This window comes from Acidobacteriota bacterium (assembly GCA_020845575.1).
Taxonomy (GTDB): domain Bacteria; phylum Acidobacteriota; class Vicinamibacteria; order Vicinamibacterales; family Vicinamibacteraceae; genus Luteitalea.
On sequence record JADLFL010000035.1, the window covers coordinates 1 to 14,117 of the forward strand.

At 69.2% G+C, this 14,117-nt stretch carries 9 protein-coding genes and 1 riboswitch; of the genes, 3 read left to right on the forward strand and 6 right to left on the reverse strand.

Going from position 1 to position 14,117, the window contains the following annotated elements:
* Positions 1-122 precede the first annotated feature (122 nt).
* Both IT182_09585 and IT182_09590 read left to right on the forward strand, forming a co-directional pair.
* Positions 123-1,160, forward strand: coding sequence for an LLM class flavin-dependent oxidoreductase (locus IT182_09585; protein ID MCC6163586.1), 1,038 nt, complete (start codon positions 123-125; stop codon positions 1,158-1,160).
* Complete coding sequence (locus IT182_09590) at positions 1,160-3,331, forward strand: S9 family peptidase (GenBank protein MCC6163587.1); 2,172 nt, start codon at positions 1,160-1,162, stop codon at positions 3,329-3,331. Before IT182_09585 ends, IT182_09590 begins: the two co-directional genes overlap by 1 nt.
* Here IT182_09590 and IT182_09595 read toward each other — a convergent pair whose 3' ends face one another.
* Both IT182_09595 and IT182_09600 read right to left on the reverse strand, forming a co-directional pair.
* Entirely contained in the window at positions 3,332-4,138 is an 807-nt protein-coding gene (locus IT182_09595; protein MCC6163588.1) for a GNAT family N-acetyltransferase, read from the reverse strand.
* Complete coding sequence (locus tag IT182_09600; protein MCC6163589.1) at positions 4,135-5,604, reverse strand: tetratricopeptide repeat protein; 1,470 nt, start codon at positions 5,602-5,604, stop codon at positions 4,135-4,137. The genes IT182_09595 and IT182_09600 overlap by 4 nt, the downstream gene beginning before the upstream one ends.
* A 98-nt stretch (positions 5,605-5,702) precedes the next feature.
* On the opposite strand from IT182_09600, the gene IT182_09605 reads away from it, so the two are divergent.
* Complete coding sequence (locus IT182_09605; protein MCC6163590.1) at positions 5,703-8,738, forward strand: protein kinase; 3,036 nt, start codon at positions 5,703-5,705, stop codon at positions 8,736-8,738.
* Positions 8,739-8,741: 3 nt separating this feature from the next.
* Here IT182_09605 and IT182_09610 read toward each other — a convergent pair whose 3' ends face one another.
* The 4 genes from IT182_09610 to IT182_09625 all read right to left on the reverse strand — a co-directional run bounded on the left by IT182_09610 (position 8,742) and on the right by IT182_09625 (position 14,064).
* Entirely contained in the window at positions 8,742-9,299 is a 558-nt protein-coding gene (locus IT182_09610; protein ID MCC6163591.1) for a sigma-70 family RNA polymerase sigma factor, read from the reverse strand.
* A gap of 24 nt (positions 9,300-9,323) precedes the next feature.
* Positions 9,324-10,421 carry a ribonucleotide-diphosphate reductase subunit beta gene (locus IT182_09615; GenBank protein ID MCC6163592.1) on the reverse strand — a complete coding sequence of 366 codons (1,098 nt, stop codon included), beginning with the start codon at positions 10,419-10,421 and terminating at the stop codon, positions 9,324-9,326.
* Positions 10,403-13,216 (reverse strand): ribonucleoside-diphosphate reductase subunit alpha, encoded by a 2,814-nt coding sequence (locus tag IT182_09620; protein ID MCC6163593.1) that lies wholly within the window; start codon positions 13,214-13,216, stop codon positions 10,403-10,405. The genes IT182_09615 and IT182_09620 overlap by 19 nt, the downstream gene beginning before the upstream one ends.
* Positions 13,217-13,323: 107 nt before the next feature.
* Positions 13,324-13,541: riboswitch (cobalamin riboswitch) on the reverse strand.
* 166 nt (positions 13,542-13,707) lie between these two features.
* Positions 13,708-14,064: a hypothetical protein gene (locus tag IT182_09625; protein MCC6163594.1), complete on the reverse strand. Its 357-nt coding sequence runs from the start codon at positions 14,062-14,064 to the stop codon at positions 13,708-13,710.
* Positions 14,065-14,117 lie beyond the last annotated feature (53 nt).

Consider the following 14,117-nt stretch of genomic DNA (forward strand, 5'->3'; position numbering starts at 1 on the left):
CTCCGCGTCTCCTCGTCCCCTCGTCCCCGCGGCCCGCCGCCGGTCCGCCCCCCGGACTGGCGGCGACCCTCTCCTCTGCATCGTTGTCGGCATGACGGGCCTGTCGTACCGTTGAGGCCACCGTGCAACGCTTCGGAACCCTCTCGTTCGGTCACTACGGCTCGCTCGGCCGCACTCGCCCCCTCTCCGCGGCGGACTCGATGCTGCAGGCCATCGAACTCGCCGAAGGCATGGACGCCCTCGGCGTCAACGGCATCTACTTCCGCGTGCATCACTTCGCGCAGCAGCAGTCGTCGCCGATGCCCTTGCTGGCGGCCATCGCGGCGCGCACGCAGCGCATCGAAGTCGGCACGGGCGTCATCGACATGCGGTACGAGAACCCGCTCTACCTGGCCGAAGAAGCGGCGGCCGTCGATCTCATCAGCGGCGGACGACTCGCGCTCGGCGTGAGTCGTGGCTCTCCCGAGACCGTGGTGCGCGGGTACGAGGCATTCGGCTACGCGGGCTCCGAGGATCCACGCGGGGCCGACCTGGCGCGCGACCACTTCGCGACGTTCATGCGCGCGATTGCCGGCGAGGGGATGGCGCAGCGCGACCCGCAGAGTCCGTTCGGCGACCCGTCGGCGGGCACCGGGCTGCAGCGCGTCGAGCCCTATTCTCCAGGACTGCGATCGCGCGTCTGGTGGGGTGCCGGCGCGCGCGAGTCCGCGGAATGGGCGGGGCGCATCGGCGTCAACCTCATGTCGTCGACGCTCCTGGTCGAGGACCGCGGCATCCCGTTTGATCAGTTGCAGGCCGAGCAGATCGACGCCTTCCGCGCGGCGTGGCGCACTGCCGGACACGCGGGCGAACCTCGCGTGTCGGTGAGCCGCTCGATCTTCCCGCTCACGACGGCGGAGGACCATCACTACTTCGGCCGCAGTTCCGAACGCGACAGCGTGGGCTACATCGACGGCTTCCGCTCGACGTTCGGCAGGACATATGCCGCCGAGCCCGACCAACTCATCGATCAACTGAAGGCGGATGCCGCGATCCGGAGCGCGGACACGCTCATGCTCACGATCCCGTCGCAGCTCGGTGTCGCGTTCAATCTGCGCATCGTCGAGTCGTTCGCGCGCTACGTCGCGCCGGCACTCGGCTGGCAGAGTACGCTCGGGTGATGCGCCTCCTTCGGATTGTCGTCATCGGCGTTGTCCTCGCGTGTGCGGTGCCCTCCGGCGCGCAGACGGCGGCGTTCACCATCGAGGCGGTGACGAGCGCGCCGTTCCCCACCACCCTCACGGCGTCGGCCACGGGCGAGCGCATCGCGTGGACGCTCAACGCACAGGGCCGGCGCAACGTGTGGGTGGCCGAAGGGCCCGCCTTCGTGGCGCGTCAGCTCACCGCGTACGAGACCGACGATGGGCAGGAGCTGAACGCGCTGCAGATTTCGGCTGATGGGGCGTGGGTCGTCTACCAGCGCGGCGGCGACTTCGGCTCCAACTGGGACGATGCCGCTCCCGTCAACCCGACGGGCGCGACGACGCCAGCGGCAGTGGGCATCTGGGCCGTGCCCTTCGGCGGCGGCGCACCGATCGCCCTCGGCGAAGGTGTGAACCCCGTGCTCTCGCCACGCTCCGACGTCGTGGTCTTCGAACGCGCGCGTCAGTTGTGGTCGGTCCCGATCGGTGGCGGTACCCCCGCCACGAAACTCTTCGACCAGCGCGGCGCGGCAGGCGACGCCAGGTTCTCGCCTGATGGATCACGCCTCGCGTTCGTATCGAGCCGTGGCGATCACGCGTTCATCGCGGTGTACACGAACGCGTCGACGCCGGTCCGCTATCTCGCGCCGACGACGAGTCGCGATGGCTCGCCGCGGTGGTCGCCCGACGGGTCGTCGATCGCGTTCGTCCGCCGGCCTGGCGCGGGAGGTCCGCCACCCTCGTCGCTCGAACCGGCGCCCACGCCATGGAGCATCTGGATCGCCGACGTCTCGGCAGGTCACGCACAACAGCGCTGGGCAAGCGGAACGGAACCGCGCGACACGGTGCCATTCACGCACGGCGGAACGAACCTGCACTGGACCGGCACGGGACGTCTCGTGTTCCTGTCGTATCAGGACGGCTGGCCGCACCTCTACTCGATGACGGCGAGCGGCACCGACGCGCCGCTGCTGCTCACGCCGGGCGATCACATGGCGGAGCACGTCACGATCGCACCAGACGGTCGTCACGCGCTCTACGCAGGCAATCTCGGCACGACAGCCGGCGACATCGACCGTCGTCACGTCGTGCGCGTGCCGGTCGATCGGGCCGCACCGGAAGTCCTGACACCAGGCAACGGACTCGAGTGGTCGCCCGTCGTCCTCGCCACGGGACGCGTTGCCGCGATTGGTGGCGATTCGCAGCAGGCGCCCGTGCCGTTCGCTTTCGACACGGTCGATCCCGCCGTGCGCCCGAACGGCGCGGGACGCATCGTCATCGGTGCGTCGGCGGTGCCGGCCACCTTCCCCGCCCGGCAACTCGTCGTGCCAACGCCTGTCACGTTCACGGCGAGCGATGGCGGCCGCGTCCACGGACAGCTGTTCACGCCGGCGGGCGCCGGCACGGCGAAACGCCCGGCCATCGTCTACATCCACGGTGGCCCGATGCGGCAGATGCTGCTCGGCTGGCACTACGGAGACTACTACTGGAACGCGTACGCGCTCAACCAGTACCTTGCCAGTCGCGGCTTCATCGTGCTGTCGGTGAATTACAGGTTAGGCATCGGTTACGGCTTCGACTTCCATCGTCCGCCGAAGGCCGGTGTCGCGGGCGCGTCGGAATACCTCGACATCAAGGCCGCCGGTGAATGGCTGCGCGCGCGCGCGGACGTCGATGCCACGCGCATCGGCGTCTATGGCGGATCGTATGGCGGGTATCTCACCGCGCTCGCGCTCGGTCGCGACTCGTCGGTTTTCGCGGCGGGCGTCGACATCCATGGCGTGCACGACTTCACGAGCGACGGCGGCGGCCGCATCGGCGCGGGCGCCTGGCGCTACGAGCGTCCTGCGTCGGTGGTCGAGGCCCTTGCGCGAACCGCGTGGGAGAGCTCACCGGTCGCGAGCGTCACGACGTGGCGATCACCGGTGCTGCTCATCCACGCCGACGACGACCGCAACGTCCGCTTCAGCCAGACCGTCGATCTGCTCCAGCGCCTGCGCGCCGCGGGCGTCGAGACCGAAGAGCTGGTGGTCGTCGACGATACGCACCATTTCCTGCGCTACGCCAACCAGCTCCGCGTGAACCAGGCGATCGCCACGTACCTGGAAAAGAAGCTCCTCACCAGAATCTCTGTCGATCAACAGCGCTGATCAGTGCCCGGCGAGGAACGTCGAGGCGATGTAGCACGTGTGGGTGGCGATGGGCGTGTATCCCATGCGCTCGTAGACGGGCCGGCCAGCGTCGGTGGCGTGCAGGACCGTCGGCAGTTCGCCGTGCCGGTCCGCTGCGATGTCGAGCGCGTGCCGCATCGCCGCGGCGGCGTAGCCCCGGCGCTGGTGCTCCGGATGCGTGGCAACCATCGCCACGTACCGATGCCCCTCCACCAGCAGCACCGCCGCACTCGTCACCGCCGCTCCATCGTCGGCACATCCGAGCGCGGGCACGTGCCCGTTCCAGAAGGCCGGCGCGCCGAGCAGCGACTTGGCCGCGGCCAGATCCATCCCGTATGCCGCGGAGTTGACGTCCACGAGCGCGCCGCATCCCGGTTCGTCCAGCGGCACCGAGAGCGCGAGGCCGCCGGGCGCGTCAGCGGGCACCACACGATCGGCACGCATGCCCGTCAGCGGTAGGAGCGGCGTCAGCCCGCAGCCGGCGAGGACGGCCTGCGCATCGACGCCGGACTCGATCGCCTGGTGCGTGACGACCAACAGCCACGGCACGCCGGAGCCATCGGCCCACGCCATCGCCTCCTCCCCCGACGCGCGGAGCAACGCCGCCGTCACAGACGGCGTTGTGACGATGGCGACGTTGAAGAACGCGACGGGGACGCCACTGAACACGTACGTCACGTTCGTCGTCGTCTCGAACCTGTGCGTGGGAGACGCACGGCACATCACGCGCCATGCGTCGCGGAACTGCCCCACGCTCAGGTCCACCGGATGCCGTGCTGGCGTCATGGCGCCTTGGCCTCTGACGAAGACGAGAGTCGCGAACGTATGACGAGGTGCATCGGATCGCGGAGGTACTGCTTCAGCAGCTGTTCGCGCGCGAGCGCGACGCCTGCCGTATCGCCCGCCGTCTGCATGGCCACGAGAGCCTGCCACTTGCACAGGTCGTCCTCGCTCGAGCACCCGGCGAAGTGCTGCCGCGCTCCTGCCGCATCGCCGCTGGCCACCGCGAGTAGCGCCCGTCCGAAGTGCATGCTCGACTGCACCGACGCGATGTCCGGGTTCGCCGCAGCGAGCGCGTCGAGTGCCGACGACGTCTTGGTCAGCGCGGCGACGTCGCGCAATCCGCTCTCGGCCATCGCGCGTGCCACGAGGGCCTGACGCTCGAGGCCGCGCGTCGGGCCGGGCGGAAGCGTCTTGGCGCTGACCGTGGCGAGCGCGGCAGCGACAGGGACCAGCGCGTCGCGATGGCGCCCGGCGTCGCTCAGCACCAGCGCACGACGGATCGGGACGAACGCCACATTCGTGGTGTCCGCGAGGCTGGCCTTCTCCGCAGTGTCGAGCATCGCGAGCGCACCACGCGTGTCGTGCTGGGCCATCGCGATGGCCGCCAGCGTGGCGTCGACGCCAAGCTTGTCGCTCGGGCGCGGCGCGCCGGCCCGAGCCTCCGCCAACGCATTGCGTGCGCCGGCGACGTCGCCCGCGTAGAACTTCGCGTACGCGATGCCTTCATGCGAGGCCCAGAAGCCCGGCGACAGGGCCAGGGCCTTTCCGAACGCCGCTTCGGCGTCGGCAAAGCGCCCGGCAGAGAGCAGGGCCTCGCCGAGCGAATCCTGCGCGTTCGGCTCGGTGGGCAGGATGCGCGCGTACTGTTCGAACGCGGCGACGGCACCGTCGGCGTCACCCTGCCGGAGCGCGGCGTATCCGAGGCTGTTCTGCGCGCCGCCCGCTTCGGGATTGAGTGCCGTGGCCTTTTTCAGCGACTCGACGGCCTCGGCGTACTTCGACGACTCGAGCAACTGCTGCCCGCGAATGAAATGCCCGCGCCAGTCGCCGGGGGCCAGTTCGGTGACGCGCGCGTACGCGGCGCTCGCCTTCGCGACGTCGCCGGTCCGCGCGGCCGCGATGCCCTCCACGAGCGCGCGCTCGGCCGCCGGCAGACCGGCCGCGGCCGCGGCCGCGGCTTCGAGCTCCGTAGTGCCGTTGGCACCGGGCACCGTGTAGCCGTGATACGCGTGCGCCAGGACGAAGTTCGAGTCCAGCGCCAACGCCTGCGCGAACGCCTCGGACGCCTCGGCCACGCGCAGGTTGTCGAGGAGCTGCTCCCCCTTCCGGAGCTGCGCCACCGCTTCGGGCGACGACGACGTCGTGGTGATCGTGGCGGCGGCAGGGGCCTGGGCGGCGCTGTCGGCGGGCGGTGCCGGCGACGTGCAGGCAGCACACAGGACGAGGACGGGCAGGAGCAGACGCTTCATCGAAGATTCTCCAGTGAACGGTAAGGGACTCGAGAGGGCATGCGAGAATCGGCCGACAATCCCCTCATCTTCATGACGCACGCGACGGATCACACGCCGTGACAGGCCTCGAAGCGGACGCCGCCGCGCGCTGGGCACGCGCGCGGGAGGTCTTCGATGCCGTCGTCGTCCTGCCGGCGGCGGATCGCGATGTCGCGCTCGCCGCGCTGTGTGGAGGCGACGCCGCTCTGCGCGGCGAGGTCGTGTCGCTCCTGCTGCACGACAGCCCTGACGATGACGCCATCGCGCGGCTGGTGGCCGACGCCGCCGGCGACATCGTGGGCGTTTCCTCGAGCGCCAGCGCCGACGCGTTTCCGCCAACCTCCGATCGCTACCGCATCGTTGCGCGTCTCGGCGGAGGCGGCATGGGCGACGTGTTCCTTGCCGAAGACGCCGCGCTCGGCCGGCGCGTCGCGCTCAAGGTGCCGCGAGGCCACGTGACCACCGATGCAACGGCCCGCAGGAGGCTGCGCGACGAAGCGCACGCGGCGGCGGCCATCAATCACCCGCACGTCTGCATCGTCCACGACGTCGGCGATGGTCCCGACGGGCGCCCCTTCATCGCGATGGAGCTCATCGAAGGCGAGACGCTGGCGTCGCGTCTCGCCGCAGGCCCGCTTCCGCTGGCCGACGTGCTGACGCTCGGCATCCAGGCCGCCGCGGCGCTGCACGCTGCCCACGCGATCGGCGTGGTCCATCGCGACCTGAAGCCGTCCAACATCATGTGGACGGCACACGGCATCAAGCTGCTCGACTTCGGGCTGGCGACAGCCGTGCGCACCGTTGACACACGCGACGATGGCGCGCGCGCGCCAGGTGGATTCGCGGGCACCGTACCGTACATGAGTCCGGAGCAGGTGCGCGGCGAACCGCTCGACCACCGCACGGACCTCTTCTCGCTCGGCGTGGTCCTCTACGAAGCCGTCACTGGGCGATTACCGTTCGACGAACCGACAGCCGCACGGACGGCCGATGCGATCGTCACGCGCGAGCCAGCGCCGCCAGAAGAGATCGTGCCCGGCCTGCCGTCCGATCTGTCGCGCGTGTTGGCGCGCGCCCTCGCCAAAGTGCGCGACGCGCGCTACGCGGACGCCGCAACGCTTGCCGACGACCTGCGGGTGGTCGCCTCCACGCACGCGCGGCCTGTGCGTCGACGAGGTCACATGGCTGTTGCCGCGCTCGCGGCAACGGTACTGGTCGGCGCCGCCGTCGCATCGGGCACGCACACGGGGTGGCCCTTCGAGGCGACGGTGCGACGCGCGGCGGCGACGCCGCCCGTGGTTCGCCCGGTCAGCGGCCCGACGAGCCTCTCCGTCCTCGTGGCAGATTTCTCCAACGCGACGGGCGACGCCACGTTCGACGGCACGCTGCGCGAGAGTCTCATCGTGCAGCTCCAGCAGACGCCGTTCCTGCGCGTCCTGCCGCCGTCGAGCGTGGACGAGACGCTGCGGCAGATGACGCGCGCGCCGGGCACCCGCCTCACGGCGCCGGTGGCCGCGGAAGTCGCGCAACGACGCGGGCTTGCCGCGTGGATTTCGGGAGCGATCGAGTCGACGCGCGACGGACTGGTCGTCACGCTGCGAGTCACCCGCACCGACAGCGGCGATGTCGTCGCACGCGAGCGCGTCGAGGTCCGCGATCGCGATGCCGTCCTTGGTGCGCTCGGCGACGCCGCCGCACGACTGCGCCAGACGCTGGGGGAGTCGCAGCAGTCGATCGGCCGGTTCAACGTGCCCACCGCGCAGGCCACGACGGCGTCGCTCGACGCACTCAAGGCCTACACGCTGGGGGCCGAGCGGTCGGCGAGCGGTGACTACGGCGTGGCGGCGGCGCTCTACGAGCGCGCGGTGCAGATCGATCCCGAGTTCGCGCTGGCCTACCAGGCGCTCGCACGCGAGCAGGCCAACGAGATGTACGCGCACGATGTGGTCGCGGCGTCTGCCACGCGGGCCTACGAGCTCAGGACGCGCACCACTGGCCAGGAACGCTTCAACATCGAGACCGAATACCACTCGAGTGTCTCAGGCGCGCTCGATCGCGCGTCCGCGACAGCCGGGCAGTGGAAGGCCGCCTATCCGGCCGACTGGCGTCCGCACCACGTGCTCGCGCACCTGCACTACACCCTCGGGCAGTACGCCGAGGGTGTGCAATCGGGTCGCGAGGCCGTTCGCCTCAATCCAGACGTGGCTGCTGCCTACTCCAACCTCGCCGGTTCGCTCTTCGCGCTCGGGCGCTTCGTCGAGGCGCGCGACGTCTACCACGAGGCGATGGCGCGCGGTCTCGACGCGCCGGAGTACCACGCGTTCCTGTGGCGGATCGCCTACTACACCGGTGACACCGAGGGCATGCAGCGGCAGATGGCGTGGGCGTCGAGCAGCGCGTCATGGGCGTCCAACATGCCCGCGCTCGCAGCCGCCCTTCAGGGACAGTGGGCTACCGCGCGATCGGCGACGCAGCTCGCCTCGGCGGGTTTCGCGCGGCGCCGCATGCCCGGCCTCGTGGCGTATGCCGCGCGCTACGAGGCACTCACGGGCGCGCTGGTCGGCGATTGCCGGACCACCCGGCGGAGCGCCCCTGTGGTACTGGGCTACGACGTCTCCGACGTGCGCGCCAGCGTGGTACTCGCGCTGGCGTTGTGCGGCCGCACCGATCTCGATCCTGTCATTCGGTCGCTGCGTCGCGCGCAGCCAGACAGCACCGTCCTCACTCACGGGTGGCTCCCGGCGATCGACGGCGCGACGGCGCTCGCACGACGACGGCCGATCGAGGCGATTGCCGCGTTGCACGACGCGGCCCGCTACGACGGCGCCGCCGAATCCTGGCCGACCTACGTGCGGGGGTTGGCGCTGCTGCAGGCCGGAGAGGCCGCTGATGCAGAGGCGGCGTTTGCCAGGATTGTCGACCAGCCCGGCCGCGCGTTGTGGTTCCCACTGGCGCCCTTGTCACGCCTGGGGATCGCGAGAGCGCGACGACTGGCCGGCGACAACGAGGGCGCCCGCCGCGCGTACGACCAGTTCTTCACGACATGGAAGGACGCCGACGCCGACCTCCCCGTCATCGTGGCCGCCCGCCAGGAATACGCGCGATTGCCGTAACCGTCAGGACTGGGACAACTGGCGGCGCAGCCACGCGCGGCCGTGGCGCAGGTCGCGATCGACTGTCGCGTCCGACACGCCCAGCGCGGCACCGATCTCGGCGTGCGTGAGGCCGCCGAAGTAGCACAGATCGAGCGCCTCGGCCTGCCGCGCGTCGATGGCCTTCAGGCGTTCGAGCGCCTCGTCGAGACACAGCAGATCGACCGACCTCGCCGTCTCTCCGGCGATCCCGTCTGTCAGGGTGACCCGCTGGTCGGCCCCGCCGCGCTTCTGCGTGCGGCGTGTGCGCGCGTGCTCGACGAGGATGCGCCGCATCACGGTGGCCGCCACGCTCACGAAATGCGTGCGCGTACGCCAGTCGACCTGCGCACCGGCGAGCCGCAGGTAGGCCTCGTGGACGAGCAGCGTGGGCTGCAGCGAGTGCCCCTGTGCCTCCCGCTGGAGATGCCCGCGCGCCACGCGGTGCAGTTCGCCGTACACCAGCGGGATCAACCTGTCGTAGGCATCATGACTACCGCCTTGCCACTCCTGCAGCAACTCGAGGACGCCATCCTGACTCATCTGTAGCGCATGATACGCCCGCTGTCACCACTTCAACGCCGATCCCGTCTGGTACTCGGTGACGCGGGTCTCGAAGAAGTTCTTCTCCTTCTTGAGGTCCATCGCTTCCGACATCCACGGGAACGGGTTCTCCTGCGCAGACGGGAACACGGGGGCCAGACCGAGCTGTGCGCAACGGCGGTTCGTGATCACGTGCATGTACTGCGCGCAGAGGTCGGCGTTGAGGCCGAGCAGACCGCGCGGCATGGTGTCGCGCCCATACGCCACTTCGAGCGCGCACGCGTCGTGCAGCATGCTGCGCACCTCGTCCTGCAGGTCCGGCGTCCACAGGTGCGGGTTCTCGACCTTGATCTGGTTGATGACGTCGATGCCGAAGTTCAGGTGCAGCGACTCGTCGCGCAGGATGTACTGGTACTGCTCCGCGATGCCCACCATCTTGTTGCGCCGGCCGAGCGAGAGGATCTGCGCAAAGCCCGTGTAGAACCACATCCCCTCGAACACGACGTAGAACGCCACGAGGTCGCGCAGGAACGCCCTGTCGGCATCGGGCGTGCCGGTGGAGAACTGCGGATCGGACAGGTTCTGCGTGTAGCGGAGCGCCCACGACGCCTTGTCGGTGATCGAGGGCACTTCCCTGTACATGTTGAACAGCTCGCCCTCGTCGAGGCCGAGGCTCTCGCAGATGTACTGGAACGTGTGCGTGTGGATCGCTTCCTCGAACGCCTGACGCAGCAGGTACTGCCGGCACTCCGGGTTGGTGAGGTGCCTGTAGATCGCGAGCACGATGTTGTTGGCGACCAGCGACTCCGACGCCGCGAAGAATCCGAGGTTCCGCTTCACCATCCGCCGCTCATCGTCGGACAGGCCCGTGAGCGACTTCCACAGCGCGATGTCGGCCTGCATGGACACCTCGGTCGGCATCCAGTGGTTGTTGCACGCGGAGAGATAGCGCTCCCACGCCCAGCGGTACTTGAGCGGCAGCAACTGGTTCACGTCGGCGCGGCAGTTGATCATCGCCTTGTCGTCGACGCGCGGACGCGCGCCAGAGCGATCGATTTCGCCGAGGCCCGTCGTGGTGGAAAGATGGGTTGTCGTCACGGCTGTCACTGGCAGGCCTCGCAATCGGGGTTGTCGATCGCGCAGGCGCTCACGACGCCCGCAGATGGTGCGGCTACGGCGTTCAGACGCGCGTCTGGCCCCTTCAGCGTGCTCCGCTCGACGTGCGTCGCCGCACGCGATCGCAGGTAGTAGGTGGTCTTGAGGCCGCTGCGCCACGCGAGGCGGTACATCGCGTCGAGCTTCGGACCATCGGGGCGATCGACGTAGAGGTTCAGCGACTGCGCCTGGTCGATCCACTTCTGCCGACGCGCCGCGGCGGCGATGAGCCACGCGGGATCGATCTCGAACGCCGTGGCGTAGAGCGCTCGCAGGTCGGCCGGAATCCGGTCGATGGCTTCGAGGCTGCCGTCGTAGTACTTCAGGTCGTTCACCATCACCTCGTCCCACAACCCGGCGGCCTTCAGGTCTTCCACCAGGTACGGATTGACGACGGTGAAGTTGCCGGACATGTTGGCCTTCACGTAGAGGTTCTGGAACGTCGGCTCGATCGACTGGCTCACGCCGCAGATGTTGGCAATGGTTGCCGTCGGCGCGATCGCCATCACGTTGGAGTTGCGCATGCCGACGTCCATGACGCGCGCGCGCAGCGGCGCCCAGTCGAGACGGCTCGTCGTGTCGACGGCGATGTCCTCGCCCCGCGCCTCACCCAGGATCGCGATCGAATCGCACGGCAGGACGCCGCGACTCCAGAGCGAGCCCTCGAACGTTTCGTACCGGCCGCGTTCGGCCGCGAGATGCGTCGACGCCTCGATCGCGTGGTACGCCACGTGTTCCATGCTCGCGTCGGCGAACGTGATGGCATCGTCTGACGCATACGGCACGCGCATGCGGTGCAGCGCGTCCTGGAATCCCATCACGCCGAGGCCCACCGGACGATGCCGCCGGTTCGAGCGGCGCGCCTGAGGAATCGTGTAGTAGTTGATGTCGATCACGTTGTCGAGCATGCGGACGGCCGTGTGCACGGTGCGGCGCAGTCTGGCGGTGTCCAGCCCGCCTGACGTCACGTGCGCGGCGAGATTGATCGACCCGAGGTTGCACACGGCGACCTCATCGTCGGTCGTGTTGAGCGTGATTTCGGTACACAGGTTCGAGGAGTGCACGACGCCGTCGTGCTGCTGCGGAGAGCGCGCGTTGCACGCGTCCTTGAACGTGATCCACGGATGTCCCGTCTCGAACAGCATCGTCAGCATCCGGCGCCAGAGATCGACGGCGCGCACGCGCCTGCACACGCGCACCTCGCCGCGGTCGACGGCGGCTTCCGCCTGTGCGTACGCATCGGCGAACGCCTGGCCCCACGCGTCGTGCAGCGACGGCCACTCGTCGGGCGACAGCAGCGTCCAGTGGGCGTCGGCCTCCACGCGCTGCATGAAGAGATCGGGAATCCACAGCGCCGTGTGCATGTCATGCGTGCGGCGGCGCTCGTCGCCAGTGTTCTTGCGCAGTTCGAGGAATTCCTCGACGTCGATGTGCCACGGCTCGAGATACGCGCATACCGCACCGGCGCGCTTGCCGCCCTGGTTCACGGCAATCGCCGTATCGTTGGCCACCTTCAGGAAGGGCACGATGCCCTGCGAGTCGCCGTTGGTGCCCTTGATGCGGGCGCCGAGGCCGCGTACGCGCGTCCAGTCGTTGCCGAGCCCGCCCGCGTACTTGGAGAGCAGCGCGTTGTCGCGCAGCGCGCTGAAGATGCCATCGAGATCGTCGGGCACCGTCGTGAGGAAGCACGACGAGAGCTGCGGCCGGCGCGTGCCCGCGTTGAAGAGCGTGGGCGTCGAGCACATGAAGTCGAACGACGAGAGCAGGTCGTAGAACTCGATCGCGCGCGCGTCCCTGTCGTCTTCTCGCAGCGCAAGCCCCATCGCCACGCGCATGAAGAACGCCTGCGGCAGCTCGAAGCGCACGCCGTCGCTGTGCAGCACGTAGCGGTCGTGCAGCGTCTGGAGGCCGAGGAACTGGAACTGCCTGTCGCGTGACGGATCGAGCGCCGACGCGAGCCGCGGCAGATCGAAGGTCGCGAGCGCGGGATCGAGCAGGTCCAGTGCGATGCCCCGTTCGACGAACGCCGGGAAATAGCGCGCGTACGCGTCGGCGTCCATCACGGCGGGAACGTCGCCGAGCACGAAGCGGACCGCGTCGCGGGTGAAGTCGTCGAGCAGCAGTCGCGCCGCCACGTACGCATATGCCGGATCGACGTCGATGAGGACGCGCGCCGCCATGATCGTCGCGAGTTGCAACTCGTGTTCCGCGATGCCGTCGTAGATGTTCCGCCGGGCGTCGGCCAAGAGGCGATCCACCGAGACGCCCGTCAGGCCGTCGCACGCACGGGCGATCTGCGTGCGCCACGCGTCGACGTCGAGCGGCGCCTGCGTGCCATCGGCGAGACGCACGTGCAGGACGGGCGCCGGCGCCGGCGTCGGCTGTTCCGCGCGACGCGCCTCCGCGCGCGCCTCGCGATAGAGCACGTATGCACGCGCGACCTTGCGGTGCTCGGCACGCATCAACGCGAGCTCGACCTGGTCCTGGACGTCCTCGATGTGCAGCGCACGCGACTTGCCGGCGCGGCGGGTGAGCGCGTCACAAACGGAGGCCGTCAGCGTCTCGAGGATTTCGTGCAGGCGCGGCGATCCCGTAGCGCCTGGACCTTCGACAGCGAGAAAGGCTTTGGCGATGGCCGCCCGGATCTTGCCGGGATCCCACTCGGCGACGGCGCCGGACCGCTTGATGACGCGCAGCGTGCCCGGAGGCGGCGGCGATGGGGGTGTGAGGGAATCGTGTGCAGCGACGAGCGTAGCGGACATCCGGGCCTGCCTCCTGGTCCCGATACGGAGACGACAGGAGGACGCCACGACACGGTTCCGGTGAGTGCCCGGACACGTCGCACAGCGGCCTCGGGGATCCCCGCCCGAGAAACGTGAACGCCCACGGCAGGTCTCCTGGCTTGCGGGTCGTCGCCACGCCGCCTGGCCTTCCCGGTGCTCATGGCACCAGTGGCACTCGCACGCGCGGATGGCTCGCCGCTCACAGTTGCGGAGTCAGCTCCGGCCTTGCCGCCCGCAGGCAGCGCACCGGATTCCCTCTTTCGCCCGATCTGATCGATCGGCGACCGTGAACGCAATATCTAGTAGCAGAAGCGGGGTGGATGTCAACATCTGGACATTGTCAAAGGCGAATGACGAATGCTGAATGAAGAATGTCGGGACGGCATGTGGCGGCAAGTCGGGTTCTGAATGCCGACCCTACCTTGCCCGATCCGGCATTCGGCATTCGGCATTCGGCATTCGGCATTCCCCTACCGGTCTCTGTAGATGCGCAGGGCGACCTTGGTGGGGTCGGCGGGGTCTATGGCGACCGGGAGGACAGCGCCGGGCTGGATTTGCGGGATGTCGAGACGGCCGATGCGGCCGCGGGTCTCGACTTCGTAGGGCTCGCCCGACACGGGCCGCACCTCGAGCCGGAACGCGACGATGGGGTCGTCGTTGAGCGTCATGCCCGTGTCGCGAATCTCGAGAACGAGGGCTTCCGCCGTCTGCCCGACGCGCCTGATGCGCTTGGCTTCGCCTTCGCCCGAGAGTTTGTCGACGAGGGTGCATCCCGAGAGCGATGCGCACACTACGAGCCCCACGAGCAGTCCACGTACGCCGTTCACATGAGGATCAACGCCGATGCCGCGGCGGACGCACGATATCCGGCAACCGGCAA